The sequence below is a fragment of the Amycolatopsis sp. La24 genome (assembly GCF_029087445.1).
Taxonomy (GTDB): Bacteria; Actinomycetota; Actinomycetes; order Mycobacteriales; family Pseudonocardiaceae; genus Amycolatopsis; species Amycolatopsis nivea.
Genome location: NZ_JARACH010000001.1, coordinates 1 through 25,965, shown reverse-complemented (window position 1 = coordinate 25,965; position 25,965 = coordinate 1). Strand labels below are relative to the sequence as shown.

Sequence of the window (25,965 nt, the reverse complement as noted above, 5' to 3'; positions counted from 1 at the left end):
TATCTCCTACCGATCAGGGACAGTCCCGCTCCGGATACGGTACTCTCAATCATCCGTCAGTACTGTTTTCAGTACCGCCGCCTGGGAGGAAGCCATGCCGGTCGACCGTCTGCTGCCGACGCCGGAGTCCGAAGACCTGCTCACACTCGTCACGGAAATCGCCCGTGACGAGCTGAAACCGCGCGCTTCGGCCGACGAGGAGGCCGAGAAGTTCCCGCGCGACCTGTTCACCCTGATGGGCAAGTCCGGACTGCTGGGCCTGCCGTACCCGGAGCGCTGGGGCGGTGCCGAGCAGCCGTACGAGGTCTATCTGCAGGCGCTCGAGGAGATCGCCGCCGCGTGGATGAGCGTGGGCGTCGGGCTGTCGGTGCACACGATGTCCTGCTACGCGCTCGCGCACTACGGCACGGAAGAACAGCAGGACCGCTGGATGCCGGACATGCTGGGCGGCTCGCTGCTCGGCGCGTACGCCCTGTCGGAAACGCACGCCGGCTCGGACGCGGCCGCGCTGTCCACCCGCGCGCGGCTTTCCGACGACGAGTACGTCGTCAACGGCACGAAAGCGTGGATCACCCACGCCGGAGTCGCGGACTTCTACACGACGATGGTCCGCACGAGCGACGACGGCGGGCACGGCATCTCCTGCCTGCTTGTCGACTCATCGACTCCGGGCCTGTCGGCGGCTCCGCGCGAGCGGAAAATGGGCCTCACCGGGTCCCCGACGGCGCAGATGCTGTTCGAGGACGCCCGCGTCCCGGCCGACCGGCTCATCGGCGGCGAGGGTGCCGGCCTGAAGATCGCGCTGTCGTCGCTCAGCTCGGGACGGCTCGGGATCGCCGCGTGCGCGGTGGGCCTGGCGCAGGCGGCCCTCGACGAGGCCGTGGAGTACGCGAAGGGTCGCACGCAGTTCGGCCGCCCGATCGCGGATTTCCAGGGCTTGGAGTTCCTGCTGGCGGACATGGCGGCGACAGTCGAATCGGCCCGCGCGACCTACCTGGACGCCGCTCGCCGCCGCGACCGCGGGCTGGACTTCCAGCGGCATTCGTCGATCGCGAAGCTGGTGGCGACGGACGGCGCGATGAAGGTGACGACGGACGCGGTCCAGGTCCTCGGCGGTGCCGGGTACACGCGGGACTTCCCGGTGGAGCGGTACATGCGGGAGGCGAAGGTGCCGCAGATCTTCGAGGGGACGAACCAGATCCAGCGGATGGTGATCGCGCGTTCTCTGAAGAACGCCTAGTCTTTCCTGTCGTCATAAGCCACGCGGGCGGCCTGCACGCGGCCCGCGTTGGCTTTCGACCAGTCGGCGATCGCGCCGGTCAAGGCCCCGACGTCCCGGCCCAGATCGGTCAGCGCGTACTCCACGCGCGGCGGGATCGTCGGGTAGATCGTGCGGGTGACCATTCCGTCGCGTTCGAGGTTGCGCAGCACCTGGGTGAGCGATTTCTGTGTCACGCCTTCGACGCCGCGGCGCAGCTCGGTGAACCGCAGCGGCCGTTCGTACTGGCGGAGGAGGCCGAGGACGTAGAGAGTCCACTTGTTCGCCAGCACGTCCATCACGGTGCGCGAGGGGCACGCTTTCGCATACTTGGTATCCATTGGGTACCTATGGTTCGTTGAGGTGCCTTCTTCACAAACGATACTGGCGGCGAGCAGTCTTGGTCGCATGATCTTGGTTACCGGTGCTACCGGGAAAATCGGCAGCGAAGTCGTCCGCCTGCTCGGACCTGTCCGGACGCTCGTCCGCACCCCTTCGGGCGGCACTGATGAGGTGGTCGGCGATTTCGACCGGCCGGACACCCTTGACGCGGCCCTGCGTGCGGTCGACACCCTCGTGCTGATCGGACCCGCGGTGGCGTCGCAGCTGACGGTGCTCGACCGCGCGGCCGCGAACGGCGTGCGGCACGTCGTGCGGGTCACCAACCACAAGGCTGTTGACGATTCGCCAGTCGCCCGGCGGCGGGAGCACGCGCGGATTGACGCGCACCTCAAGGCGTCCGGGATGCAGTACACGCTGCTGGCGCCGAACTTCTTTATGCAGAATCTGCTCGCCCTCGCGCCGGAGATCGCGGCGACGGGCGGCTTTTCTTCGCCCGCGGGCGGTGGCCGGATCGGAATGATCGACGCCCGAGACGTCGCGGCCGCGGGTGCCACGATCGCGACGGCCCCGGCGGAGCATGCCGGTCGGACGTATCTGCTGACGGGGCCGGAGTTGGTCACGTTCGCCGACGTGGCCCGGGAATGGGCTGCGGTTATCGGCCGTCCGGTGGAGTACCGGCGGATTTCGGCTGCGGAGCATCAGGCCGTGATGGAGTCGAACGGGGTGCCGGAGGCGGGGTCGAATGCGCAGGTCTTCGAACTGCTGGCGGCCGGGGACGGGGCTTGGCTGAGCGACGATTTCGCCGCGGTGACCGGGGGTTCGCCGCGGGGGTTGGGGACGTTCCTGGCGGACTGTGTTGGCGGAAAGTGTCGTACCCCTCGCTTACCGTGAGCGGCATGGACACCAGGACACTTCCGCGGCAGTTGCTCTCGATCAAGGAATACCTCGCGCTCGGCGAGGTCGAGCCAGGATTCACCGAACTCGTCGAAGGCCGTCTGGTCTTCTCTCCGTCGCCGGGCGCATGGCACAACCACGCGACGTACGCGCTCGCCTTCCAACTGCATGATCAGCTGCCGGACGAGTTTTCCGTGGTGCCACGCGTGGATATCGATCTAGGGCTCGCGCCGGACGGGGCACCAGGTTTTTCCCGGTGCCCCGATCTCCTGGTCACCACGTCGGCCGCGATCGCCCGGACTCCCGAGGAGGACGCACTCCGCGCCGAAGACCTCGTCTTGGTGGTCGAGGTCGCGACGCCGGGGTCGAAACGCACCGACTACGTCACGAAGCACAAGGAGTACTCCGACGCCGGAATCCCGTTCTACTGGATCCTCGACCTCGACGACCCGGTCTCCCTTGTCGCCTGCCACCAGGCCGGGGAACTCGGCTATCGGAACTCCCCCGCCGTCACGGGGAAATTCCGCACCGCCGAGCCGTTCCCGTTCGAGCTGGACCTCGCCGCACTGCTCGATTGAGGCGGCCGACCAGGCCGCCTCAACCAGCCTCAGCGAGCTTCCCGATACCGCCGATCCGCCGAAACGCCCTCGCCGGTCGTCTCGTCGAAGTGGTAGACCTCCTGGCCCCGCACGAACACCCGCATCGCGCGGTTCATCACGTCCAGCGGGTCGCCGGACCACAGCACCACGTCCGCGTCCAGGCCGGGGGTCAGGGTGCCGATCCGGTCGTCCAGGCCGAGCATCTGCGCCGGGTGCAGGGTCAAGGCCTTCAGCGCGGTCTCCGGGTCCAGGCCGTCCTTCACCGCCAGTGCGGCTTGGTACACCAGGAAGTTGATCGGGATGACCGGGTGGTCCGTGGTGATCGCGATCTTCACCCCGGCGCGCGCGAGGATTCCCGCCGAACGCAGGGTGCGGTTGCGCAGTTCCACCTTGGACTTCGTGGTGAAGAGCGGGCCGAGAATCACCGGGATGTCGCGTTCGGCCAGCAGGTCCGCGATCAGGTGGCCTTCAGTGCCGTGGTTGATCACCAGTTTGTAGCCGAATTCGTCGGCCAGCCGGATCGCGGTCACCATGTCGTCGGCGCGGTGCACGTGCTGGTCCCAGTACAGCTCGCCGTCCAGGACCTTCGCCAGGGTTTCGTTCGTCAGGTCCGTTTCGAACGGTTTGCCCTCGGACCGCGTGTGCTCGCGCTTTTCCTGGTAGTTGCGGGCCTTCGTGAACGCCTCGCGCAGGATCGCGGCCACCCCGAGCCTGGTCGAGGGCGTGACCTTCTTCTCCCCGTAAACCCGCTTCGGGTTCTCGCCCAGCGCGCTCTTCACGCTCACCTGCTCGGCGAACACCATGTCCAGAATGGACCGGCCCCACGTCTTCACGCCGATGGTCTGCCCGCCGATCGGGTTGCCCGACCCCGGCTTGATCACCACGCTCGTGACGCCGCCGGCCAGCGCGTCGTCGAAGCCCGGTTCGTACGGGTCGATCCCGTCGATCGCGCGGAAGCGGGCGCCGTTCGGGTCGGTCATTTCGTTGGTGTCGTTGCCCGCCCAGCCCTCGCCGTCCTCGTGGACGCCGAGGTGCGCGTGCGCGTCGATGAATCCCGGCAAGACCCAGCTGCCGGACGCGTCCACCAGTTCCGCGTCCTCCGGCACCTCGACGTCGGCCTCAGCCCCGACGTGGGTGATCCGGCCGTCTTCGATGAGCACGGTGCCGCCCTCGATCGGAGCGGCGCCGACGGGGACCACATAGCCCCCGACAATCGCCTTGTAAGCCATAGTTTGACACGCTAACGAACTCACCCGGGTTCGCGCATCCGGGGTTTTTCCAGGTGCACCAACTGATAGTCCGCCTCCGGCGACCGATGCGTCTCGCGGTAACCGAGCTTTCGGTACAAATAGAGCGGCCCGGCCGAACGTTCGCCGGTGAACAGCCGGAACACCGTCACCTCCGCCGGGGTCGCCTCCTCCGCGGCCGCCAGCAGCGCGGTGCCGAGTCCCTCGCCCTGACGATCCGGCGCCACCACGAGCCTGCCGATCTCGCCGACCGGGCCGGACACTCGCATCCGCACGCTCGCCACGAGCCTGCCGCCGTCGCGGAATCCCCAGACCGTGATCGACGGGTCGGCGATGGCCGCGCGCACGTCGTCGAGGGTGTCCAGCAACGGCGGCAGGTCGAAGTTCTGGTGCGCCCGCGCCTCGGTGATGTACGCGGCCTGCTGCAAGGTCAGCAGCTCGCCCGCGGCGGCCTCGGTCAGCAGTTCGAGTTTCACGGGACCCGGATTCCCCAGCTGCCCGTCCACGACGTCGCCGGTTCCAGTTCGATCAGGTCGGTGCCGGTGTTGAGCGCGTCCGCCGGGCAGGTCATCGGCTCGATCGCGACCGCGCGGCCGCGGCCGACCAGGTCGTCCGGCGTGAACACCTGCACCCAGCGGAAGTCCGGACCGGTCCAGACCACCAGCTGGCGGTCGCCGTGGGACAGCACGTAGTGGTGGGTGCGGTCCGCGGCCAGTTCCAGCCCGCCGAACGCGGTGTCCAGGTCGACGCCTTCGAGCAGCTTGCCCTGCCGGAAGTCGTATTCGGTGCCCTCGACGTCCTGCTCGTCCGCGTACGGCATCTGCTGATCGCCCTCGTACGGCCGGACGCGCGTGGCGGGCAGCGTGAGGGTCAGCTCGTCGGTCGGCGCGTCGCCGATCCGGAAGTACGGGTGGGTGCCGACGCCGACGCCGATCGGCTTCTCCCCCTCGTTGCGGATTTCGTGGGTGATCACGAGCTCGCGCGGCTGCAGGTCGTAGGTGATCGTCGCGCGCAGCGGCACCGGCCACCCAGGCTGGACCTCGACGTCGATGGCGAGCGTGATCGACGTTTCGGCGTGCTCCAGCAGCTCCCACTCCTGGTGCCGGGTCAGGCCGTGGATGGCGTTGCCGCGCGCTTCCTCGGTGATCTCCAGCTGCTGCTCTTCGCCCTCGAACTCCCACTTGCCGCCCTTGGTGCGGTTCGGCCACGGCAGCAGCACCTGGCCGAGTCCCTTCGGCGGCTTCTCGTCCTCGGCGAACGTCTCGACATACGGCACTCCGCTGATCTCGAACGCGCGCAGTCCGGCACCGATCTCGGTGATGACGGCGCGCGCGTTGCCGCGGGTGATCTCGAACTGTTCTCCGGTGGGGTTCGCCATGGCGCTGAGATTACCGATCGGCCGCGCCGCGCGGGCACGCCTCGAAACTAACTAGACCGGTCGTCATAGTTTGAGCTACGGTAGGCGCATGGTCAACCGCACCGACACGCGCCGCCGGATGCTCGAATCGGCGGCTGAGCTGTTTCGCACCCAGGGCTACCACGCCACCGGGATGACCCAGCTCGTGTCCGAAAGCCGGGCCCCGAAGGGCTCGCTGTACTTCCATTTCCCCGGCGGCAAGGAACAGCTGGCCGCCGAGGCGGTGCAGCTTTCCGGGGAGCGGCTGGCCGGGCAGTTCCGCGAAATCACCGCTGGCGCACCGGATCCGGCCACCGCCATCGATCTCATCGTCACCGCACTCGCCACCTCACTGTCCGAATCGGACTATCGCTGCGGCTGTCCCATCGCGACTGTCGCGTTGGAAGCCGCCGACAGCGAGCCGATCCGTGCCGCCTGCGACCAGGGTTACGAAGGCTGGCTGCGGGATATCTCCGCCTACTTCACCTCGCACGGCCTCGCCGAGGACCGTGCCGCTTCGCTGGCGACGATCGTGCTGTCCGCGATCGAAGGCGCGCTGCTGCTCGCGCGCACTCGGCGGGATACCGCGCCGCTGCAGGCCGTCGCCGCTCACCTGCACACCACCGTCGAAAGGGAGTTCGCCTAATGCGCGTACACCACTTCAACTGCGGCACCATGCGTCCGATCGGCGGCAAGCTGGTCGACGGAAAGCCCGGGCTGCTGCGCCGCGCCACCCTCGTGTGTCACTGCATGCTGGTCGAAACCGGCACCGGACTGACTCTCATCGAGACCGGAATGGGTTCGCCCACCGTCACCGACGCCGCGCGCTGGCTCGGTCCGCGCTTCCTGCGCACGTCGAATCCGATGACGGACGAAGGCGAAACCGCGCTGAGCCGCATCCGCGCGCTGGGCTTCGACCCGGCCGACGTCCGCGACATCGTCCTCACCCACCTCGACCTCGACCACGCGGGCGGGCTCGTCGACTTCCCGCAGGCGCGCGTGCACGTCTACGGCAAGGAACTCGACGCCTACCGCGCCGGAAACCCGCGGTACCGCGACGTCCAGTTCCGGCACGGTCCACAGTGGAAGTCCTATTCGGACGCCGGCGACAGCTGGTTCGGCCTCGACGCGGTCCGCGAGCTGGACGGGGTCGAGGGCGTCGCGCTCGTACCGCTCGCCGGGCACACCGTGGGACACGCCGGGGTGGCCGTCGACACCGGGTCCGGCTGGGTGCTCAACGCTGGTGATTCTTATTTCTTCCACCGGGAGATCGACGCCGAGCCCTATTGCCCGCCCGGATTGGCTATGTTCGAACGGCGGGTCCAGACGCTGCCCGGGCCCCGGCGCGAGAACCAGCGCCGGTTGCGCGAGCTGCGCCGGGACCACGCCGCCGAGGTGACCGTGTTCGCCTCGCACGACCTGACCGATTTCGTCCGGCTCAGCGAGAGGAGCACGGTATGAAGGTGCACCACCTCAACTGCGGCACGATGCGTCCGCTCGGCGGCAAGGCGCTCGACGGCCGCCCCGGGATGCTGCGGCGCAGCACGATCGTGGCGCACTGCCTGCTCGTGGAGACCGCCGACGCGCTCGTGCTGGTCGACACCGGGTTCGGCACTCGCGGGGTCACCGAATCGCGGCGCTGGCTCGGCGGTCCGTTCATGGCGATGGTCGGGGCGAAGCCGACCATGGAGGAAACCGCGGTCGCGCAGATCCGCGCGCTGGGCCACGATCCGGCCGACGTCCGGCACATCGTGATGACCCACCTCGACGTCGACCACGCCGGCGGGCTCGCCGATTTCCCCGACGCCACCGTGCATGTCCGCACCACCGAACGCCGCGCGGCGGACAACCCGAAGAGCTTCCCGGAGAAAACGCGATACCGGGCCGAGCAATTCGCGCACAGTCCACTGTGGAGCACCTACGACGAGGCCGGCGAAAACTGGTTCGGCTTCGACGCGGTGCGGCCGCTGCGCGGTCTGCCGCCGGAAATCCTGCTCGTCCCGCTGCCCGGGCACACGCACGGGCACTCCGGCGTCGCGGTCGACACCGGCGACGGCTGGCTCCTGCACGCCGGCGACGCGTACTTCTTCCACGGCGAAGTCGCCCCGGTCAGCCCGCATTGCCCGCCCGGCATGCGCGCGTTCGAGGTGATGAACCAGATGGACGGCTCCGCTCGCCGCGCCAACCTCGCCCGGCTGCAGACCCTCGCCCGCGAACACCAGGACGAGATCTCGGTGTTCAGCGCGCACAGCCCGGTCGAATTCCAGGCACTGCGCCGGAATACCGCGCAGCCTTCCGCGAGTTGACTACCCGCATGACGCGCATCCGGTACGTCGGCGGTCCGACCGCCCTCATCGAGTACGGCGGGACCCGCCTGCTCACCGATCCCACCTTCGACGGCCCCGGCGATTACCCGATCGGTGCCCGGAAACTGGCGAAAACCGCCGGTCCCGCGGTCACCGCGGCGGAGGTCGGCGAGGTGGCCGCGGTACTGCTTTCGCACGACCAGCACCCGGACAACCTGGACGCGGCGGGGCGGGAGTACGCCCTCTCCGCCCCGCTCGTCCTGTCCACCGCCTCGGCGAGGGAGCGGATCGGCGACCCCGTTCGGGCGCTGGCGAACTGGGAGTCGTACGACCTCGGCGGCGTCCGCGTCACCGGAGTGCCCGCGCAGCACGGGCCCGACGGCAGCGAGCATCTCGTCGGCGAGGTCACCGGTTTCGTGCTCGAAAGCGAGGGCCAGCCGACCGTTTACGTCAGCGGGGACAACGCTTCCCTCGACGTGGTGCGGCAGATCGCCGAGCGCTTCGAGCGGATCGACATCGCCGTCCTGTTCGCGGGCGGAGCGCAAACTCCGCTGGTCGGCGACGCGTACCTCACCCTGCCCAGCGACGACGCGGCTGAGGCGGCCCGGATCCTGAACGCGCGTCAGGTCGTCCCGCTGCACTTCGAGCATTGGGCGCATTTCACCCAGGGCCCGGACACTCTCCGACCGGCTTTCGCGCAGGCCGGGCTCGAAGAGCGGCTGCATCTGCTCAAGCCAGGAGATCAGGTCAGCTTCCAGTAAGCACGAACCCTCCGTCGACGGTGATCACCGCACCGGTGACGAAACGGTTCTCCATCAGGTACACGTTGGTCGCCGCGACCTGCTCCGCCTCGCCGACCGATTTGGTCAGCGTTCGTTCCGTGAACGCGGCGACCATCGCGTCCAACTGCGGTTGCGGAAGGCCGTCCCACATCGGCGTGTGGACCGGCCCCGGGCGGACCGTGTTGACCCGCACCGGGGCCAGGTCGACGGCGAGGCCGCGCGCCAGCCCCTCGACCGCGCCGACGGAACCGGCCGCGAGCGCCGCACCGGGTGTCGGGCGGACGCCGATGATCCCGGACGTCAGCACGATCGAACCGCCCGGGCGGATCCGCGGCGCGGCGTGCTTCACCGCACTGACGACACCCCAGAAACGGACGTAAAACAGGCTCTGCACGGTCTCGAGAGGCAGCTCTGTCCAAGGCCGTTGATCCAGCGTGTCACCCGCGGTGTACACGAGATGGTCCAGCGAGCCGACGTGCTCGAACAGAGCCGCGACGTTCGCTTCGTCGCGTACGTCGGTGACGAATCCTTCGCAGGTATCCGGCAATTCGGCGAGCGCCGCGTCCAGCCGTTCCTTGCCGCTCGCCGCGATCGTGACGGCCGCGCCCGCTTCCGCGGCGGCCCGAGCGGTCGCCAATCCCATTCCCGAGCTGCCGCCGATGACGACAACCCGCTGGTCAAGCAAAGACATGAGGGGTCCTTCCGGAGGGTGATGACACATTGAGACATCAACAGTAGCAGTGATGACCCACTGTGTCATCACTGCTAAGATGGCTGCATGCCGCGCTGGGATCCCGAAGCCAAGGAGCGGCTCCGCGCGGCCGCGCTGGAGCTGTTCGCCGAGCACGGCTACGACAACGCCACGGTCACGCAGATCACCGAGCGCGCCGGATTGACCCGCCGGACGTTCTCGCGCTATTTCGCCGACAAACGTGACGTGCTGTTCGCCGGGTCGGAGCGACTCCCGGCCGCGATGGCCGACGCGGTCCGACGCGCCGACCCCGCGCTGCCGCCGTTCCAGGCGGTATTGGCCGCGATGGTCGACGCTGGCGATTTGTTCGCGGGCCTGGTTTCGCATGCCGCGCAACGCCGGGCGATCGTCGCGTCCAGCCCGGAGCTGCAGGAACGCGAGCGCACGAAACTCGCGGCCATCACCACCGCGGTCGTCGAAGCACTGCAGGAACGCGGGGCGACCGAATCGAGCGCGAAGATGCTCGCGCAGGTCGGTATCGCGATCTTTCAAACCGCGTTCGAGCGATGGACCGAACAGCCCGAGGGCCCAAATTTTGCCGAACAGGCGCGGAAGGCGGCCGACGAACTCGCCGCCCACCTCACCCCGTGATCAGGCTTTCTCGCGTACCAGCGTCGAATCTTCCAATTCCACTTCCGCGGCCTGCTTCGTCCGTCCGGTCATTCGCAGCACCAGGTAGGCCACCACGAGCAGGACGAAGAACGGGATCCCGAACTTCCACGCCGGGTCGAGCCCTTCGATCCAGAACGTCGAAATCAGTACGGTGGCGAGGAAAGCGATCACCACGACGTTCACCACCGGTGCGCCCCACAACCGCACTGGCGACGGCGGCAGCCCGGCGCGGCGACGGCGGATCCGGAACGCCAGGTGCGTCACCAGAATGATCATCCACACCACGAGCGCGGCGAAGATCGAAATGCCGAACAGCACGAGATACGCGTTGGAATCGGAATTCTTGGACAGGATGGTCGCGATCACCAGACCGGCGGTAGACAGCACGAGTGCGTTGCGCGGCACTCCAGAACGCGTCAGCCGTCCGGCCCAGGCCGGGGCGAATCGGTGCTCGGCAAGGGAATGCAGCATGCGCGTCGTGAGATAAAGGTTGGTGTTCGCGCTCGACAACGCGGCGGTCAGGACCACGAAGTTCATGATCGTTGCCGCCGCCGGAACGCCAGCAGCCTGGAAGACGCGGACAAACGGGCTGGCCGTAATGGACCCGCCTTCGCCGGTGACCGTCCACGGCACCACCAGCACGACGATGAGCATCGCGGCGACGTAGAAGATCGCCAGCCGCACCACCATGGCCCGGGCCGCGCGCGGAATGTCGCGAGTCGGGTTTTCCGATTCGGCCGCGGTCACCGAAACCACCTCGGTGCCGATGTAGCTGAACAGCACGAACACCATGGCCAGCAACAGACCGGACACGCCGTTCGGCAGGAATCCGCCGCCCGCGCTGAGATTCGCGAGACCGGGCGCGGGCGCCTTCGGCAGGCCGAAGAAGACGAGAATCAGGCCGAGCGCGACGAACACGAGAATCGCGCACACCTTGATCATCGCGAACCAGTACTCGAACTCGCCGAAAATGTGCACCGCCGCGCCGTTGACGACGATCACCAGCAGCGAGAACACCGCGACCGGAACCCACAGCGGAATCTGCGGCCACCAGAACTGGACGTACACGCCGGCCGCGATCGTCTCGCCGCCGATCGCGATCACTTGCATCGCCCAATACGCCCAGCGCACCACGAATCCGCTGCCCGCGCCGAGATACTTGTGCGCGATGCTGCCGAACGCGCCCGCGGCCGGGTGCACCACCACCATTTCCGCCAGCGCCCAGGAAATCGCCAGCGCGACCAGTCCACAAAGGACGTAGGCGAGCACCACGGCCGGTCCCGCGTGCGAGATCGCCAGGCTCGATCCGAGGAACAGGCCGGTGCCGATGGCCCCGCCGATTCCGATCATCGTCAACTGCCTGCTGCGCAGCCTCCGCTGCAACCGGTTCGGGGACGGGGACTCGGCCATGTCTGCTCCCTACTGGCTCGCCCGGTACTCGGCGATCGCCGCGACGACGGCGTCGAGATCGGACTCGACGTTGTAGTAGTGCAAGGACATCCGCAGCACGTCGCCGCGGGCACTGCACACGATCCGCCGCCCGGCGAGGAACGCCGCCAGCGCGTCGGGATCCCGGTCGGCCAAGGCGACGAGCGGACCGCGCCGCGCGTCGTCCAGCGGGGACCGGAGCTGTTCCCCAGCGTCGAGCAACCGCTGCTGCAGCTGCCCGGTCAACAGTCCAATGTGGTCACGGACCCGGTGCGCGTCCACCTGGTGCACCAGCTTCAGCCCGGCGACCGCGCCGTACGCGGACGGGATCGACGGCGTCCCGGTCTCGAAGCGGCGCGCGTGCTCGGGGTAGTCGAGGTGTCGCGGGTCGAATTCGAACGGGTTCGTGCGGCCGAACCAGCCGGTCAGCGGCGGGGAAACCGCGTCGCGCAAGCCTGGCCGCACGTAGAGGAACGCGATCCCGGAGATGCCGAGCAGGTATTTCAGGCTGCCGCTGACGAGGTAGTCGCAGCCGAGTTCGGTCACGTCGACCGGCTCGACGCCGAGCCCCTGATACGCGTCGACAAAGCTCCGTGCGCCGTTTTCCCGGGCCAGCGCGGCGACTTCGCGCACCGGGAAACGCAAACCGTTGGCGTAGCTGACCAACGGGACGGACACCAGTCGCGTCCGCTCGGTGATGAGCGCGGCGTAATCCTCGGTGTCGACCAGGCCGTCGTGGTGCGCGACGAACTGAACGTCCGCGCCGCGCCCCTGCTGAGCGAGCCAAACATGGCCCAGCGAAGGGAATTCGAGGTCGGTCGTGACAATTCCCGGCCGTTCCGACCACGTCTGGGTGGACGCGACCTGGTACGCGCCTTCGGACGCGGACGGCACCACGGCGATGTCGTCCGGGTCCGCGCCGATCAGCTGGGCGAACAAGGCCCGCGCCTCGGCGACCTTCGCCATCCACTTGTCCCACGGCGCCCCGTGCTCGCGGATCGTGTGCTGGAACTCGAAAAGCTCCGCGGTCAGCGCGTCCGACAGCGCGCCCTGGCTGCAGCTCGCGAGGTGCACCGAGTCGGCGAAGGCGGGGAAATGCGCCCGGAAAGCGGCTGGGCTGGGCTGGTCGGTCACGACACTCCGTTCCTTGACTGGCGGGCGACCGGTCCGTTCGCCACCGTAACGGCGCGAGCACCGTGCGTCGATGCTCCGTCTGGCTCCAGACGCCCTGGTCGGGGCTCCGCGTTCACTCTGACTGATCTCTGGCAGCTATTCCGTCAGTGCTGCTGAAACCGGTACTGTAGATATGGCCTTCCGCGCTGTCAACGACCGTCAAGGATCCGCAATAGCGCGCCCCGCGACCGAGAGGACGCACCGATGAGCACCCCCGCCGAAACCGGGGTCGACCAGCTCCTGACCCAGCTCGCGCAGGGCCGGCTGCGGATTGTCGACCTCACCAACAAGCTCAGCGCCGCCACGCCGACCTTGCAGTTGCCCGAGCCGTTCGCGAACCTGATCGACTTCAGCCTCGAGTCCGTCAGCGAGTTCGACGATTCCGGACCGCTGTGGCGGCACAACAACATCCACACCGGCGAGCACATCGGCACGCACCTCGACGCGCCGCGGCACTGGATCTCCAACCGCGACGGCGCGGACGTTTCGGAGCTGCCGGTCAGCAGGCTGATCGGCCCCGCGCACGTCCTCGACATCTCCGCGCGCGTCGCCGGCAATCCGGACTTCCTGCTGGAGATCGCCGACATCCAGGCGTGGGAGGGCGAGCACGGACCGTTGCGCGAGGGCGGCTGGCTGCTCGTGCACTCCGGATGGGATCAATACGCTCAGGACCGCGACGCGTTCCTCAACTTCTCCGACGGGGCCAGCCACACGCCCGGCATCTCGGCCGCCGCCGCGAAATGGCTTGCCGAGGAAACGCCGATCGCCGGGTACGGCGTGGAAACTGTCGGCATCGACTCCGGGAACGGCTTCGCGCTCGACCCGCCGATGCCCGCGCACCACCATTTGCTCGGCGCGGACAAGTACGGCATCACTTCCCTGCAGAATCTCGGCTCGCTGCCGCCGACCGGCGCGCTCGTCGTGGTCTGCCCGCTGCCGATCGTCGGCGGGACCGGCAGTCCGGCGCGCGTGCTCGCGGTAACGCCGGGAGTTGAGTCGTGAACGTTGCCCAAGCCGTCGGGATCGCGTTGGCCCGGTTCGGCGTCCGCAAGGCGTTCGGTGTGGTGGGGAGCGGGAATTTCCACTTCACCAACGGCCTGATCCAGGGCGGTGCCGAGTTCGTCGCCGCTCGGCACGAGGGCGGCGCGACCACGATGGCCGACGCCTACGCGCGGTGCAGCGGCGAGGTCGCGGCGGTATCGGTGCACCAGGGCTGCGGGCTGGGCAACGCGACCACCGGCATCGGCGAGGCGGCGAAGAGCCGGACCCCGCTGGTCATCGTCACCGGCGAAGCGACCGATCCGCTGTCTAACTTCCACATCGACCAGGACGCGCTCGCTCGATCCGTGGGGGCGAGCAGCATTCTGGTGCGGTCAGCGAAAACCGCGCTGGCCGACGTGCGGCGAGCGTTCACGCAAGCTCGGCGCGACCGGCGCACTGTCCTTTTGCGACTCCCGTTGGAAGTGCAGGCCGAGCCGTTCGATGAAAGCCTCCTCGATGGGCTGACCGCGATCGAGGCACTGCCGCAACCACGCGCCGCTGAGGAGGACGTGAAGGCGCTCGCTTCGCTCCTGCAGCGAGCCGAGCGTCCGGTATTCCTTTGTGGACGGGGTTCCCGGAAAGCCCGGGCCGAACTGGTCGCGCTGGCAGACCGTTGCGGAGCGTTGCTCGCCGAGGGTGCGGTCGCGAAAGGACTGTTCACCGGCGAACCGTGGGCGATCGGGGTGTCCGGCGGGTTTTCGTCGCCGCTGACGACTGAGCTGATTCAGGGCGCGGACGTCGTCGTCGGCTGGGGATCCGCGCTCAATGACTGGACGACCGCACACGGACGGCTGCTTTCGCCGGAAACCACGTTGGTGCAGGTCGATCTGGAGTCCGCCGCGCTGGGCCGGAACCGGCCGGTCGACCTCGGCATCGTCGGCGATGTCGGCGGTACCGCCGCGGCGGTGTCCGAACAGGTCGAAGTCCACAATGGATATCGCAGCGACGAGCTCAAGGACCGGATCGCCCGGGAAATCCGTTGGCGCGACAACGAACACGACGACGCCGGGACCGCCGAGGTCATCGACCCGCGGACGCTGTCCGCCGCGCTGGACGAACTCATTCCGGCCAACCGGGTCGTCGGTGTCGATTCCGGGAACTTCATGGGCTACCCCACGATGTACCTGGACGTCCCGGACGAGAACGGTTTCTGCTTCACCCAGGCGTTCCAGTCGATCGGCCTCGGACTCGCCACCGCGATCGGCGCAGCACTCGCCCAGCCGGACCGCTTCCCGGTCGCAGCGTGCGGCGACGGCGGGTTCCTGATGAGCATCGCCGAACTAGAAACCGTCGTCCGGCTGAAGCTGCCGATGCTCATCGTCGTCTACAACGACCACGCCTACGGTGCCGAGGTGTATTTCTTCGAGCCCGGCGGACATCCGGCCGACACCGTCACCTTCCCGGACACCGACCTCGCCGCCATTGCGCGCGGTTACGGCTGCGACGCGGTCACTGTCCGCGCCAAGGAAGACCTCGACGAGGTCGCGACGCGGGTCGCCGCCGGGCTCGACCGACCGCTGGTGGTCGACGCGAAGATCGCCGGGTTCAGCGCCTGGTGGCTCCAGGCCGCGATGACGCACCACTGAGCGCCCGCTTCACCAGGAGGTTCACCACCCATAACACGAGGCCGACGGCGAGCAGGATGCCGGCCACCTGGTAATCCTGCGCCGGGCGGCCGGACAGCGGGCTGACCAGGTACAGGCAGAACACCGCGGCCAGCACCGGCACCACCGTCGGCGCGCGGAAATGCTTGTGCGCCACCTTGTCCTTGCGCAGCACCAAAAGCGCGATGTTGACGATGGCGAACACCACCAGCAACAGCAACGCCGTCGTCCCGCCGAGCGCACTGATGTCCACAAAGGACACCAGACCGATGGCGATGACGCTGGTGAAAATGATCGACACCCACGGCGTCCGGCGAGTCGGGTGCACGCGGCCGAACACCGGCGGCAGGACGCGTTCGTTCGCCAGGCCGTACAGCAGGCGGCTGGCCATCAGCATGTTGATCAAGGCGGAATTGATCACCGCGAACAGGCCGATGGCGGAGAAGATCTCCCGCGGGAAGCCCGGTGCACCAATGTCGAGCACCCTCAGCAGCGCGTCGCTCTTCGCGCCGGCCAGTTCGGCGGCCGGGACCAGCAGCGAGGACGTCACCGAGACGAGCACGTAGATCGTCGCGGCGATGACCATGCCCCACAGCATCGCGCGCGGGAAAATCCGCACCGGGTCATGGCATTCCTCGGCCATGTTCACCGAGTCCTCGAAGCCCACCATCGCGAAGAACGCGAGCGACGTCGCCGAGGAGATGGCGACGAGCCACGTCTTGTCCGCGGTGTCGATCTCGACCAGCCGCGACGGTTCGCCGTTCCCGTTCAGCACCGCCCACACGCCGACGCCGATGATGATCAACAGCCCGGACAGTTCGATGCAGGTGAGGACGACGTTGGCCTTCACCGATTCGCCGACGCCGCGGAAGTTGATCAGCGCCAGCAGGAGCACGAACGCGATGCCGACCAGCACCGTCGGCAGCTTCACGAACGCCGCGAGGTAGGTCGCGCCGAACGCCACCGCGGCCGACGACGCGGACGTGATCCCGGAGCACATCACCGCGAACGCGACCATGAAGGTCAGGAACGGCACCCCGAACGCCTTGTTCGTGTACAGCGCCGCGCCCGCCGCGCGCGGATACTTGCCGACCAGTTCGAGATAGCTGAACGCGGTCATGAAGGCGACCACGAACGCCAGCAGGAACGGCAGCCACAACGCGCCGCCGACGCGTCCGGCCACCTGCCCGGTCAGTGCGTACACGCCGGTGCCGATGATGTCGCCGACCACGAAGAACAGCAGCAGCTTCGGGCCCATGACCCGCAGCAAAGCCGGTTCGGCGACCTTGGATGTGCCCTCGCTCACGTCCGTCATGGGCGATTAGTGTGCCTTGTCCGGACGCCTACGGGAAGTCGGCCGTCAGGCCTTGGCGACCGCCGTGTGCACGAGCGGGGTCATCATTTCCTTGGTCATCTTGACCGGTCCGGTGTAGTTGACCAGCACCGGAACCCCGTTGGACACCTTGGCCGCGGCGAGTGTGGCGGTCTTCTGCTCGTCGGTGTGGAAAACGGCGCCGTCGGGGAAGCCCGGCACGTCGACCGCGCCCGGCTTGGCCTTCTTGATCGCGGCGATCATGTCGGCGGGCTTGGCCTTGCGGCCCTCGTAGCGGGTCACCGCGAGCGCGCCGGCGGTCTTGCCTTCGACGACGTATTCGCAGCTCGTGGCCTTGCCGCCGTTGCTCGGATTGTCGTGGGCGGGTCCGGCCTTCGAGGTGATGTTCGGGATCTTGATCGCCTTGGAGACGTCGTCGGACGGCAGCAAGGAGCAGGTGTCGGCGGCCTTGGCGGCGGACGCGGACGAGGAGGCCGGCGCCTTGCTCGCGGGCGGCGGCGTCGGTGCGGCGGCCTTCTGCTCACCAGAAGAGCAGGCGGTCAGAACAGCGGCGGCGGAGATCAGCAGAGCGATCGGATATGCACGCATATCGGGCATGCTATTCCGAACGGAATAACACTACTGTCAGTGGCCCTCTTCGACCGGAGCCTGATACCGCCAGAACCCAGGCAGAACAGCCAGCGAAGCCACCACCAGCACGATCACCAGCAACCCGCCACCGGTCGCCGCGATCCTGGTCCCCCACGCCGCCGCGGACCAGCCGTGCGTGAGGTCGGCGATCCGCGGCCCGCCCGCGACGACCACGGTGAAGACGCCCTGGAGTCGTCCGCGCATCTCGTCGGTGGTGGCGGTCTGCAGGATCGCCTGCCGGTAGACGGAGCTGACCATGTCCGCCGCACCGCCGAGCGCCATGAAGATCACCGCCAGCCACAGCGAATGCGCGAGCCCGAACGCGGCCATCGCCGCGCCCCAGCAGCAGATCGCGATGACGACCGCCGCGCCCTGCCGCTGCACGCGGTGCAGCCAGCCGGAGAACAACCCGATCAGCATCGCGCCCGCGGGCAGCGCGGCGTAGAGCATGCCGAGCGCCGGACCGCCGCCGGGCGGGTCGCCGAACGTCCGCTCGGCCATCTCCGGGATCAACGCGCGCGGCATGCCGGCGACCATCGCGATAATGTCGACGACGAACGACGCCAGCAGCACTTTCTGGTGCGCCAGGTAACGGAATCCGTCGACGACCGAGCCGATTCCCGCCCGGCGCGTCCCCTCGCCGAGCGGCGGGATCGAGGGCAGCCGCCACACCGCGATCAGCGTGATCGCCAGCGCGCAGACGTCCACCAAGTACAAAGTGGACAGTCCGATCACCGGGATCAGCGCCCCGCCGAACAGCGGCCCGAACACCGCGCCGAACGTGGCCATGGTGGTGTTGAGCGCGTTCGCCGACGGCAGGAGCGGAGCGGGCACCAGCCGCGCGACGACCGCGCCGCGCGTGGGCATGTTGATCGCGAAAAACGCCTGGTTCGCGGCGAGCAGCCCGAGCACGAGCCACACCGAATGCATGCCGGTGAAGGCTTGGAGCCACAGCAGCGCGGAGGTGATCGCGACGCCGACGTTGGTGACGAGCAGCAGCTTCCGCCGGTCGACCGCGTCCGCGATCGCCCCGCCCCACAGCCCGAACACGAGCAACGGAACGAGCGCGACCGCACCGGTCAGCCCGACGTACCCGGACGATCCGGTGATATCGAAAACCTGCTTCGGCACCGCGACCGCGGTGAGCTGCGACCCGACCGCGGTCACCGCGGTGGACATCCACAGCCGCCGAAACGCCGGAATCCGGAGCGGACGAGTGTCGACAACGATCCGGCCGAGGAGCTTGCGAGCCCCGGTACGGGGCGGGCGTATCCCCGGTTCTGAAGTCACGAGCTATCAGCTTAGTTGTGCTAACGAAGCTGGCGCAGGTGATTTTCCCCGCACGGAGGCCCCCTCCAGCACGCTCCGCGTGCGAGACCCTTGGGGAAAGTCCGTGAGGGCCACCCTGAGGGAATCAGATTCCCTCAGGGTTCCCCTCACGACCCTCGACGGTCCCGCCACCCACCGAACCGCAGCCGATGCACCCAAAGCGAGGCACCCACGCGCCGTAGTCACACTAAAAAATCGGGGTGCCCCGCCTCACCGCCGGACGCAATGTCGCCGCCAGGCGACGAGCAGCAACGATCAAGGAGCCAACCGCTCCACATGCCACCCGTCATGAGTCCGGTGAAACCGCAACCGGTCGTGCATCCGATCCTCGCGCCCCTGCCAGAACTCGACAAAGTCCGGCCGAATCCGCCAACCACCCCAATGCGGCGGAGCCGGAATCTGCTCAACATCGCCGAACCGGCGCTCGATATTGCGCAGCGCGTTGTCCAACGCCCGCCGCCCCTCGACCACGCGCGACTGCGGCGACGCCCACGCTCCCAGCTGCGATCCGCGAGGGCGCTGGGCCCAGTAGGCGGCCGTCTCGTCGGCGCTGACCTTCTCGACCTCGCCGCGGACCGTGACCTGGCGGTGCAGCGGGTACCAGGGGAAGGTGGCCGACGCGTAGCGCGTCGCCGTGAGGTCGTGGCTCTTCGCCGACGTGTAGTTCGTGTAGAAAACCACTCCGCGTTCGTCGAAGCCCTTGCACAGCACCGTGCGCGAAGAAGGCCTGCCCTCGGCGTCGGCGGTCGCGAGCACCATCGCGTTGGGTTCCGCGAGTGCTTCGGACACCGCCTGGCTCAGCCAGCTTTCCAGCTGGTCATGCCACGTGGCCGCGAGCGCCGACTCGTCAAACGGCGCGCTGTCGTAAGCCACCCGCATGCCAGGCAGCCGCACGACCGCCTCGTCGATCTCCGGTGTCATCCGGCCCAACCTCCGTTACCCCTGGTGAGGGTGTCGAATCACGGCTATTCAGCGACGGTATTGGGTCGCCGGTCCCGGCGAAACCCACCGAACGGTGACTCCTGCCACGCCTGGCCGCCATCCGCTGTTCACCTGCTGGTCCGGGATCGATCCAGAGCGGTGGCCGTCACGACGTCGGGGGCCAGCGCGGTGGTCAGCATCCCGCCCGCGGCCAGCGGCGTCCGCGACCACCAGGGGCCTGACTCCGCCGGGCCGCACCCGCCGCCGAACTCGACCTCCGTCACCAGCACGCGATGTCCGGCCAGCACGGCAAGGCTCGCGTCCAAAATGGCGTCGCCGACGGTCTGCGTCTGCCGGAGTGCCGGGACTCCGCCGCAGGTCACGTGAACTGTGGAGGACAACCGGCCCGGACGTTCGCCTTCCCTGCCGAGGACGAGGACCTCGCGGGTGTGGAACCGGGCCTCCGCGGCCAGATCGGCGCGCAGGACGGCGACGTGGTCGGCGCGGGTGGTGACGACGGTCGGCTCCGGCAGGTATGCGAAGGAACCGCCGGGCTCGACGACGACCTCCACAGTGGACAAGCTGGGCACGTCGCGCAGACCGGGCAGGGCGAGGGTCGCCGCGACGCCGGACAGCTTCAGTTCCGCGCCCGCCCCGACGTGGATCTCGAGCCGGAGTTCGTCGCCGCCGAGCGGAGCGGTGGCCGAGTTGACCAGGTGCACCACCGCACCGGGGCCGCGCTGGCGGCGCGGGACGAGCGTCAGCGGTGCCATCGACTTCAGTTCTCGCAGCACCGTCCGCCCGTCGTCGCAGGCGGCGACCAGACGTGCGTGGGCTTTCACCCCTGCCGGACCGGCACCAGCGAGCGCACCCAGTCCGCCACCGCGGGCGCGTCCGGAGTGTCCACTAGGGACTGGGTGAACACCGGGAGGTCGCCTCGCATGTGGTGAGCGTCCGAGGTCATCACGGTCAGGTCGGCACCGACCAGCGGGGCGAGGTCGGTTTTGTTGATCACCAGCAGGTCGGCCGTCGTCACGCCGGGGCCGCCCTTGCGCGGCACCTTGTCCCCGCCCGCGACGTCGACCACGAAGATCTGGCTGTCGGCCAGGCCGCGGCTGAACACCGCGGTGAGGTTGTCTCCGCCGCTTTCCACGATGACCAGTTCCAGGCCGGGGAATTTCTCCTCCAGCCGTTCGACCGCGTCGAGATTCGCGGTGATGTCGTCGCGGATCGCGGTGTGCGGGCACGCGCCGGTCTGCACCGCTTCGATCCGCTCCGGGTCCAGTACACCCGCCCGGCGCAGGAAGTCGGCGTCCTCTGTTGTGTAGATGTCGTTGGTGACCACGGCCAGATTCAGTTCTCCGCCGAGCGCGCGGCACAGTGCGGCGGTGAGTGCGGTCTTGCCGCTGCCGACCGGGCCGCCGATGCCGATCCGGTACGCCCGGCCGGCGGTCGGCGCCGCGGCGTAGTGGTCCGGTTCGGCGGCGGTCGGGTCGAAGTTGACCGCGTGGAAATGCCCGTGACCGTGTTCAGCTGGCAAAGAGACGCACCTCTTCCTGGTGATGCCGAGCGTGTTCCTCGGCGAACAGATCCAGCGCCGGCGACGCTGGCGCGGGCAAATCGGCCGGATCGGCCCCGGCGGTCTCGGCGGCCTGGCCGCTGACTTCGCGCAACGGTCCGGCCAGTCGCGCGACCACCGCGTTCACGGCGAACGGATCCAGTCCGAGCAGGCGAACCGCCGCACTCGCCGGGCCGCTCACAGCGAGGTAAGCGATCGCCATGGCCGCGTCGAACGGACTGCCGCCGCTGATTCCGACGAGCGCGCCGCTGACGATCGGATGGTGCGGGCGCGGCGTCTCGGCGAGCAACTGGGACAGCACTGGCGACGGCCACGCCGCACGTCCGGCTCGCGCGGTGCCTCGGCCTTGCGCTCGCGACGCTTCCCGTTGCGCGAGCGAGGGTGTGCGGGCGTCGAGTTCCTGATCGAGCCGTCGCCAATGGACACTCTCGACGGCCCGCGCCGCGGCGTGCGCTGAGGCAGCGGCGAACGCGGCGGCGAGAAATCCCGCGGTACGCAACCGTCCAAAAAGGAATCCGGGCAGGTCGCGTTCGGACCGGACGAGACCGCGCGCGGCCACCTCTTCGAGGCCGCCGGAATGCACGTGCCCGCCGCCCGGGAACCGGGAGTCGGCGAGAATGAGAGCGACCGGGTCCATCAGAACAGGAAATACCGTTGTGCCATCGGCAATTCGGCCACCGGATGCGGTTCGATCAGTTCCCCGTCCACGCGAACCGCGAAGCTGTCCGGATCCACTCGCACCTCCGGAGTCGCGTCATTCAGCACCATGTCCGCCTTCGTCCGGCGGCGGGTGTTGGCGACCGGCGCCAGCGGGCGGGCGATGCGGAATTGCTCCGCCAAACCGGAATCCAGCGCTTCCGGGGCCACGAAATGCAGACTGGACGCGGCCGCGACGCCAGGCGCGGCACCGAACATCGGCCGCGCGAGCACCGGTTGCGGCGTGGGAATCGAAGCGTTCGCGTCTCCCATCTCCGCCCACGCCGGGAAGCCGCCCTTCAACACCACATGCGGGCGCACGCCGAAGAACTTCGGTTCCCACAGCACCAGGTCGGCGAGTTTGCCGACCTCCACCGAGCCGATCTCCGCGTCCATTCCGTGTGCGATCGCCGGGTTGATCGTGTACTTCGCGACGTAACGACGGGCGCGCAGGTTGTCCGCGGCACCATCGCCGGGAAGCGCGCCGCGGCGACCCTTCATCACGTGCGCGGTCTGCCAGGTCCGGATGATCACCTCGCCGATCCGCCCCATCGCCTGCGAATCGGAACTCATCATCGAGATCGCGCCCAGATCGTGCAGCACGTCCTCGGCGGCGATCGTGCTCGGCCGGATCCGGCTTTCCGCGAACGCGAGATCCTCGGGCACCGACGGGTTCAGGTGATGGCACACCATCAGCATGTCGAGGTGCTCGTCGAGAGTGTTGACGGTGTGCGGCCGGGTCGGATTCGTTGACGAGGGAAGGAAGTTCGCCATTCCGGACACCTCGATGATGTCCGGCGCGTGTCCGCCGCCAGCCCCCTCGGTGTGGTAGGCGTTGATCGACCGGCCGCCGATCGCCTCCACAGTGGACTCCAGAAACCCGGCCTCGTTGAGCGTGTCCGTGTGGATCGCGACCTGCACGCCGGATTCGTCGGCGACCGTGAGGCAGGCGTCGATCGCGGCCGGCGTCGAACCCCAGTCCTCGTGCAGCTTGAACCCGCCCGCTCCGCCCGCCAACTGCTCGCGCAGAGCGTCTTGCCGGACAGTGTTTCCTTTGCCCAGCAGCAACACGTTCACCGGCTGTCCGTCCATTGCGGACAGCATCCGGCCGAGATTCCAGGCACCGGGGGTCACCGTGGTCGCCTTGGTGCCCTCGTTCGGTCCGGTGCCGCCGCCGACCAAAGTGGTCAGTCCGGCCGCGAGCGCGGTGTCCACCAGTTGCGGGCAGACGAAATGCACGTGACAGTCGATGCCGCCGGCGGTGAGGATTTTCCCGTTGCCCGCCAGCACTTCCGTCGCCGGGCCGATCACCAGCGCCGGATCGACACCGTCCATAGTGTCCGGATTACCCGCCTTGCCGATGCCGACGACGCGCCCGTCGCGGACGCCGACGTCGGCCTTCACCACTCCCCAGTGGTCGAGGATCACCGCGCCGGTGATCACCAGGTCCGGCGCTCCCTCGGCGCGGGTCGCCATGCCCTGGCCCATCGACTCGCGGATCACCTTCCCGCCGCCGAAAAGCACCTCGTCGCCGCTGCCGCCGGGACCGATCGACCGGTCCTCGGTCACCTCGATCAGCAGATCGGTGTCCGCGAGCCGGATCCGGTCCCCCGCGGTCGGGCCGAACAGTTCGGCGTAGCGGACGCGGTCGATCTCCGGCATCAGAACTCCCCGGCGTATTCGACCCGCAGCCCCGGCACCCGCCGGTTTCCGCTGAGCGGAACCAGGTCGACCTCGCGGCCGATGCCCGGCTCGAACCGCACCGAGGTCCCGGCGGGCACGTCGAGCCGGTGCCCGCGGGCGGCTTCGCGGTCGAATTCCAGGCCGGGATTCACCGCGGCGAAGTGATAGTGCGAACCGACCTGCACCGGCCGGTCGCCGAGATTGCGCACGCGCAGCCGGATCCGGACGCGCCCCGGATTCAGCGGCACCGGCTCGTCGCCGGGAATGATCTCGCCTGGCCGCACGAATTCCTCCTCAAGCAATCGGCTCGTGCACCGTGACGAGCTTGGTGCCGTCCGGGAACGTGGCTTCCACCTGCACGGAATCGACCATTTCCGGCACGCCGTCGAGGACTTGCGCCCGGGTCAGCACGGTGCGTCCGCCCGCCGCCAGTTCGCTGACCGTGCGTCCGTCGCGAGCGCCCTCCACGACGTAATCGGTGATGAGCGCGACGGCTTCGGGATAATTGAGCCGAAGACCGCGTTCGAGCCGTTTGCGAGCAACGTCCGCCGCGACGTGGACCAGCAGTTTGTCGCGTTCCTGCGGGCTCAGGTGCATGGCAAAGGTCTACCACCGGAGCGACCGCTCCGCCTGATTCGGCAACACAGTGTTTACGCGGTGCGGACCGCGGTTGTTCGTGGAACTCGAAAAGAATTCGGACAAGCCGGAAAGGCCGCGGCGAGGATTCCGCAATTTCACCCCGGTGCACGGCCTGCCACTTCGGAGCACGCCGGGCGCCCGTCCCGCTCACTGAGAGTGACCTCCGCCTGCCTCCGCAAGCCGGGGTTCACCTCCACGCCACCGGGGTACCAGTCTGCGGTCACCTCACCGGACGGGAGAAAGTGGCGTCCAGCGCTCACCTGGACTGAATCGTTCTCGTAATCGTGACCGAAACCACGACATCTTCCGTTGCCCCGGCCGGGCAAAGGGAGCATGGTTTGTCCCACCGTGCGATGAGGCGCGCAAGGAGGCAGCGTGTATCCCGTCCGCGCGTGCACAACACAGCCGGGGAATGCGCATCGAAAGGGTTCGCGAAGAGTGACTACCTCCACGATCAGCACCACGAACGACGCCGACGACGGGTTCCGGCCCGGGCTCGAGGGCGTCGTCGCGTTTCGGACCGAAATCGCCGAACCCGACCGGGACGGCGGTGCGCTGCGCTACCGCGGCGTCGACATCGAGGACCTCGCCGGGAAGGTGACCTTCGGCGACGTATGGGGTCTCCTGGTCGACGGGCGGTTCGGGACCGGGCTTCCGCCCGCCGAGCCGTTCCCGCTTCCGGTGCACACCGGCGACGTCCGCGTCGACGTCCAGGCCGCGCTCGCCATGCTCGCCCCGATCTGGGGTTACCGGCCGCTGCTCGACATCACCGACGAAGAGGCGCGCGACCAGCTCGCCCGCGCTTCGGTGATGGCGCTGTCCTACGTCGCGCAGTCCGCGCGCGGCATCGGACAGCCCGCGGTGCCGCAGTCGCGGGTCGACGAGGCCAAGTCGATCACCGAGCGGTTCATGATCCGCTGGCGCGGCGAGCCGGACCCGGCGCACGTCAAGGCGGTCGACGCGTACTGGGTTTCCGCCGCCGAGCACGGCCTCAACGCCTCCACCTTCACCGCGCGCGTCATCGCCTCCACCGGGGCGGACGTCGCGGCGGCGCTGTCCGGCGCGATCGGCGCGATGTCCGGCCCGCTGCACGGCGGCGCCCCGGCGCGCGTGCTGCCGATGATCGAGGAGGTCGAGCGCACGGGTGACGCCCGCGCGCTGGTCAAGGGCATCCTCGACCGCAAGGAGCGGCTGATGGGCTTCGGCCACCGCGTGTACCGCGCGGAGGACCCGCGTGCCCGCGTGCTGCGCCGGACCTGCAAGGAACTGGGCGCGGAGCGCTACGAGGTGGCCGCCGCGCTGGAGCAGGCCGCGCTGGCCGAGCTGCGCGAACGCCGTCCGGACCACCCGATCGAAACGAACGTCGAGTTCTGGGCCGCGGTGATCCTGGACTTCGCGAAGGTGCCGCCGCACATGATGCCCGCGATGTTCTCCTCCGCGCGCACCGCCGGCTGGGCGGCGCACATCCTGGAGCAGAAGCAGACCGGCCGCCTGGTCCGTCCGTCGGCGAAGTACGTCGGCCCCGGCCCGCGCACGCCGTCCGAGGTCGACGGCTGGGACAGCGTCACCCAGATCTGAGCCAGCGAGCGCCCCAATGGGGATTTTTCATCCTGGTTTGTGCTGGTCATGGCGGGTTGACGGGGTGTGGTAGTTGTCAGGCCGGGGTGGGCTGGGCGGTGTCGCGGACGGCTTGTTCGTGCTGGGTGAGGACGAGCAGGGCGC

At 68.6% G+C, this 25,965-nt stretch carries 28 protein-coding genes; 11 read left to right on the top strand and 17 right to left on the bottom strand.

Going from position 1 to position 25,965, the window contains the following annotated elements; genetic code table 11:
• Window positions 1–94: 94 nt before the first annotated feature.
• Window positions 95–1,240 (top strand): acyl-CoA dehydrogenase family protein, encoded by a 1,146-nt coding sequence (locus PUT80_RS00140; RefSeq protein WP_275290659.1) that lies wholly within the window; start codon window positions 95–97, stop codon window positions 1,238–1,240.
• Here the strand turns inward: PUT80_RS00140 and PUT80_RS00135 are convergent.
• Window positions 1,237–1,599, bottom strand: coding sequence for a helix-turn-helix domain-containing protein (locus tag PUT80_RS00135; protein WP_275290658.1), 363 nt, complete (start codon window positions 1,597–1,599; stop codon window positions 1,237–1,239). The genes PUT80_RS00140 and PUT80_RS00135 overlap by 4 nt on opposite strands.
• Before the next feature lie 67 nt (window positions 1,600–1,666).
• Between PUT80_RS00135 and PUT80_RS00130 the strand changes: the two genes are divergently transcribed.
• Window positions 1,667–2,491 (top strand): NmrA family NAD(P)-binding protein, encoded by an 825-nt coding sequence (locus tag PUT80_RS00130; protein WP_275290657.1) that lies wholly within the window; start codon window positions 1,667–1,669, stop codon window positions 2,489–2,491.
• A 5-nt stretch (window positions 2,492–2,496) separates the two neighbouring features.
• Window positions 2,497–3,072 carry a Uma2 family endonuclease gene (locus PUT80_RS00125; protein ID WP_238604093.1) on the top strand — a complete coding sequence of 192 codons (576 nt, stop codon included), beginning with the start codon at window positions 2,497–2,499 and terminating at the stop codon, window positions 3,070–3,072.
• 29 nt (window positions 3,073–3,101) lie between these two features.
• On the opposite strand, the gene PUT80_RS00120 is transcribed toward PUT80_RS00125, so the two are convergent.
• The 3 genes from PUT80_RS00120 to PUT80_RS00110 are packed head-to-tail and all read right to left on the bottom strand — an operon-like array spanning window position 3,102 to window position 5,718.
• Complete coding sequence (locus PUT80_RS00120; protein ID WP_134665353.1) at window positions 3,102–4,322, bottom strand: amidohydrolase; 1,221 nt, start codon at window positions 4,320–4,322, stop codon at window positions 3,102–3,104.
• A gap of 20 nt (window positions 4,323–4,342) precedes the next feature.
• Window positions 4,343–4,846, bottom strand: a complete 504-nt coding sequence (locus PUT80_RS00115) for a GNAT family N-acetyltransferase (RefSeq protein WP_043830565.1) — start codon at window positions 4,844–4,846, stop codon at window positions 4,343–4,345.
• A complete protein-coding gene (locus PUT80_RS00110; RefSeq protein WP_275290656.1) occupies window positions 4,813–5,718 on the bottom strand; it encodes an aldose 1-epimerase family protein in 906 nt (301 codons plus the stop codon). The genes PUT80_RS00115 and PUT80_RS00110 overlap by 34 nt, the downstream gene beginning before the upstream one ends.
• Window positions 5,719–5,806: 88 nt before the next feature.
• On the opposite strand from PUT80_RS00110, the gene PUT80_RS00105 reads away from it, so the two are divergent.
• The 4 genes from PUT80_RS00105 to PUT80_RS00090 are packed head-to-tail and all read left to right on the top strand — an operon-like array spanning window position 5,807 to window position 8,803.
• Window positions 5,807–6,382 (top strand): TetR/AcrR family transcriptional regulator, encoded by a 576-nt coding sequence (locus PUT80_RS00105; RefSeq protein WP_037819906.1) that lies wholly within the window; start codon window positions 5,807–5,809, stop codon window positions 6,380–6,382.
• Window positions 6,382–7,197 (top strand): MBL fold metallo-hydrolase, encoded by an 816-nt coding sequence (locus PUT80_RS00100; protein ID WP_275290655.1) that lies wholly within the window; start codon window positions 6,382–6,384, stop codon window positions 7,195–7,197. The genes PUT80_RS00105 and PUT80_RS00100 overlap by 1 nt, the downstream gene beginning before the upstream one ends.
• Window positions 7,194–8,042: an MBL fold metallo-hydrolase gene (locus PUT80_RS00095; protein WP_275290654.1), complete on the top strand. Its 849-nt coding sequence runs from the start codon at window positions 7,194–7,196 to the stop codon at window positions 8,040–8,042. The genes PUT80_RS00100 and PUT80_RS00095 overlap by 4 nt, the downstream gene beginning before the upstream one ends.
• Before the next feature lie 8 nt (window positions 8,043–8,050).
• Entirely contained in the window at window positions 8,051–8,803 is a 753-nt protein-coding gene (locus PUT80_RS00090; protein ID WP_275290653.1) for an MBL fold metallo-hydrolase, read from the top strand.
• Here the strand turns inward: PUT80_RS00090 and PUT80_RS00085 are convergent.
• Window positions 8,790–9,515 (bottom strand): SDR family oxidoreductase, encoded by a 726-nt coding sequence (locus PUT80_RS00085; RefSeq protein ID WP_275290651.1) that lies wholly within the window; start codon window positions 9,513–9,515, stop codon window positions 8,790–8,792. The two genes, PUT80_RS00090 and PUT80_RS00085, sit on opposite strands and share 14 nt — an antisense overlap.
• 87 nt (window positions 9,516–9,602) lie before the next feature.
• Between PUT80_RS00085 and PUT80_RS00080 the strand changes: the two genes are divergently transcribed.
• A complete protein-coding gene (locus PUT80_RS00080; RefSeq protein ID WP_275290650.1) occupies window positions 9,603–10,166 on the top strand; it encodes a TetR family transcriptional regulator in 564 nt (187 codons plus the stop codon).
• Here PUT80_RS00080 and PUT80_RS00075 read toward each other — a convergent pair whose 3' ends face one another.
• Both PUT80_RS00075 and PUT80_RS00070 read right to left on the bottom strand, forming a co-directional pair.
• The gene (locus PUT80_RS00075) at window positions 10,167–11,597 is read right to left on the bottom strand and encodes an amino acid permease (protein WP_037819920.1); all 1,431 of its coding nucleotides are present in this window, start codon (window positions 11,595–11,597) and stop codon (window positions 10,167–10,169) included.
• A 9-nt stretch (window positions 11,598–11,606) separates the two neighbouring features.
• Window positions 11,607–12,749, bottom strand: a complete 1,143-nt coding sequence (locus tag PUT80_RS00070) for an aminotransferase class V-fold PLP-dependent enzyme (RefSeq protein WP_037819923.1) — start codon at window positions 12,747–12,749, stop codon at window positions 11,607–11,609.
• Between the two features lie 243 nt (window positions 12,750–12,992).
• Between PUT80_RS00070 and PUT80_RS00065 the strand changes: the two genes are divergently transcribed.
• Window positions 12,993–13,790 carry a cyclase family protein gene (locus PUT80_RS00065; RefSeq protein ID WP_051729778.1) on the top strand — a complete coding sequence of 266 codons (798 nt, stop codon included), beginning with the start codon at window positions 12,993–12,995 and terminating at the stop codon, window positions 13,788–13,790.
• A complete protein-coding gene (locus tag PUT80_RS00060) occupies window positions 13,787–15,415 on the top strand; it encodes a thiamine pyrophosphate-binding protein (RefSeq protein WP_275290647.1) in 1,629 nt (542 codons plus the stop codon). Before PUT80_RS00065 ends, PUT80_RS00060 begins: the two co-directional genes overlap by 4 nt.
• Here PUT80_RS00060 and PUT80_RS00055 read toward each other — a convergent pair.
• The 10 genes from PUT80_RS00055 to PUT80_RS00010 all read right to left on the bottom strand — a co-directional run bounded on the left by PUT80_RS00055 (window position 15,375) and on the right by PUT80_RS00010 (window position 24,201).
• Window positions 15,375–16,748 (bottom strand): APC family permease, encoded by a 1,374-nt coding sequence (locus PUT80_RS00055; RefSeq protein WP_134665377.1) that lies wholly within the window; start codon window positions 16,746–16,748, stop codon window positions 15,375–15,377. The genes PUT80_RS00060 and PUT80_RS00055 overlap by 41 nt on opposite strands.
• 45 nt (window positions 16,749–16,793) lie before the next feature.
• Complete coding sequence (locus PUT80_RS00050) at window positions 16,794–17,354, bottom strand: hypothetical protein (RefSeq protein WP_275290643.1); 561 nt, start codon at window positions 17,352–17,354, stop codon at window positions 16,794–16,796.
• 36 nt (window positions 17,355–17,390) lie between these two features.
• Entirely contained in the window at window positions 17,391–18,686 is a 1,296-nt protein-coding gene (locus tag PUT80_RS00045) for an MFS transporter (protein WP_255443303.1), read from the bottom strand.
• Between the two features lie 294 nt (window positions 18,687–18,980).
• Entirely contained in the window at window positions 18,981–19,646 is a 666-nt protein-coding gene (gene pdxH, locus PUT80_RS00040) for a pyridoxamine 5'-phosphate oxidase (RefSeq protein ID WP_037819929.1), read from the bottom strand.
• Between the two features lie 128 nt (window positions 19,647–19,774).
• Entirely contained in the window at window positions 19,775–20,488 is a 714-nt protein-coding gene (locus PUT80_RS00035) for an urease accessory protein UreD (protein ID WP_275290638.1), read from the bottom strand.
• Window positions 20,485–21,186 carry an urease accessory protein UreG gene (ureG, locus tag PUT80_RS00030; RefSeq protein ID WP_037819931.1) on the bottom strand — a complete coding sequence of 234 codons (702 nt, stop codon included), beginning with the start codon at window positions 21,184–21,186 and terminating at the stop codon, window positions 20,485–20,487. The genes PUT80_RS00035 and ureG overlap by 4 nt, the downstream gene beginning before the upstream one ends.
• Entirely contained in the window at window positions 21,176–21,862 is a 687-nt protein-coding gene (locus tag PUT80_RS00025) for an urease accessory UreF family protein (protein WP_134729443.1), read from the bottom strand. The genes ureG and PUT80_RS00025 overlap by 11 nt, the downstream gene beginning before the upstream one ends.
• On the bottom strand, window positions 21,862–23,583 hold the full coding sequence (locus tag PUT80_RS00020; protein ID WP_275290634.1) for an urease subunit alpha: 1,722 nt from the start codon (window positions 23,581–23,583) through the stop codon (window positions 21,862–21,864). The genes PUT80_RS00025 and PUT80_RS00020 overlap by 1 nt, the downstream gene beginning before the upstream one ends.
• Window positions 23,583–23,888, bottom strand: a complete 306-nt coding sequence (locus PUT80_RS00015; protein ID WP_275290632.1) for an urease subunit beta — start codon at window positions 23,886–23,888, stop codon at window positions 23,583–23,585. Before PUT80_RS00015 ends, PUT80_RS00020 begins: the two co-directional genes overlap by 1 nt.
• Window positions 23,889–23,898: 10 nt before the next feature.
• Window positions 23,899–24,201, bottom strand: a complete 303-nt coding sequence (locus PUT80_RS00010; RefSeq protein WP_275290631.1) for an urease subunit gamma — start codon at window positions 24,199–24,201, stop codon at window positions 23,899–23,901.
• A gap of 480 nt (window positions 24,202–24,681) precedes the next feature.
• On the opposite strand from PUT80_RS00010, the gene PUT80_RS00005 reads away from it, so the two are divergent.
• Entirely contained in the window at window positions 24,682–25,821 is a 1,140-nt protein-coding gene (locus PUT80_RS00005) for a citrate synthase 2 (protein ID WP_037819940.1), read from the top strand.
• The last annotated feature ends 144 nt before the right edge of the window (window positions 25,822–25,965 follow it).

Excerpts from the sequence above, each read along its gene's own strand:
- PUT80_RS00120 (WP_134665353.1), bottom strand. The coding sequence starts at position 4,322 with ATGGCTTACAAGGCGATTGTCGGGGGCTATGTGGTCCCCGTCGGCGCC.
- PUT80_RS00135 (WP_275290658.1), bottom strand. The coding sequence starts at position 1,599 with ATGGATACCAAGTATGCGAAAGCGTGCCCCTCGCGCACCGTGATGGAC.
- PUT80_RS00065 (WP_051729778.1), top strand. The coding sequence starts at position 12,993 with ATGAGCACCCCCGCCGAAACCGGGGTCGACCAGCTCCTGACCCAGCTC.
- PUT80_RS00090 (WP_275290653.1), top strand. The coding sequence starts at position 8,051 with ATGACGCGCATCCGGTACGTCGGCGGTCCGACCGCCCTCATCGAGTAC.
- PUT80_RS00140 (WP_275290659.1), top strand. The coding sequence starts at position 95 with ATGCCGGTCGACCGTCTGCTGCCGACGCCGGAGTCCGAAGACCTGCTC.
- PUT80_RS00010 (WP_275290631.1), bottom strand. The coding sequence starts at position 24,201 with ATGCACCTGAGCCCGCAGGAACGCGACAAACTGCTGGTCCACGTCGCG.
- PUT80_RS00110 (WP_275290656.1), bottom strand. The coding sequence starts at position 5,718 with ATGGCGAACCCCACCGGAGAACAGTTCGAGATCACCCGCGGCAACGCG.
- PUT80_RS00025 (WP_134729443.1), bottom strand. The coding sequence starts at position 21,862 with ATGGACCCGGTCGCTCTCATTCTCGCCGACTCCCGGTTCCCGGGCGGC.
- PUT80_RS00080 (WP_275290650.1), top strand. The coding sequence starts at position 9,603 with ATGCCGCGCTGGGATCCCGAAGCCAAGGAGCGGCTCCGCGCGGCCGCG.
- PUT80_RS00095 (WP_275290654.1), top strand. The coding sequence starts at position 7,194 with ATGAAGGTGCACCACCTCAACTGCGGCACGATGCGTCCGCTCGGCGGC.
- PUT80_RS00050 (WP_275290643.1), bottom strand. The coding sequence starts at position 17,354 with ATGCGTGCATATCCGATCGCTCTGCTGATCTCCGCCGCCGCTGTTCTG.
- PUT80_RS00100 (WP_275290655.1), top strand. The coding sequence starts at position 6,382 with ATGCGCGTACACCACTTCAACTGCGGCACCATGCGTCCGATCGGCGGC.
- PUT80_RS00075 (WP_037819920.1), bottom strand. The coding sequence starts at position 11,597 with ATGGCCGAGTCCCCGTCCCCGAACCGGTTGCAGCGGAGGCTGCGCAGC.
- pdxH (WP_037819929.1), bottom strand. The coding sequence starts at position 19,646 with ATGACACCGGAGATCGACGAGGCGGTCGTGCGGCTGCCTGGCATGCGG.
- PUT80_RS00085 (WP_275290651.1), bottom strand. The coding sequence starts at position 9,515 with ATGTCTTTGCTTGACCAGCGGGTTGTCGTCATCGGCGGCAGCTCGGGA.
- PUT80_RS00020 (WP_275290634.1), bottom strand. The coding sequence starts at position 23,583 with ATGCCGGAGATCGACCGCGTCCGCTACGCCGAACTGTTCGGCCCGACC.
- PUT80_RS00105 (WP_037819906.1), top strand. The coding sequence starts at position 5,807 with ATGGTCAACCGCACCGACACGCGCCGCCGGATGCTCGAATCGGCGGCT.
- PUT80_RS00125 (WP_238604093.1), top strand. The coding sequence starts at position 2,497 with ATGGACACCAGGACACTTCCGCGGCAGTTGCTCTCGATCAAGGAATAC.
- PUT80_RS00130 (WP_275290657.1), top strand. The coding sequence starts at position 1,667 with ATGATCTTGGTTACCGGTGCTACCGGGAAAATCGGCAGCGAAGTCGTC.
- PUT80_RS00055 (WP_134665377.1), bottom strand. The coding sequence starts at position 16,748 with ATGACGGACGTGAGCGAGGGCACATCCAAGGTCGCCGAACCGGCTTTG.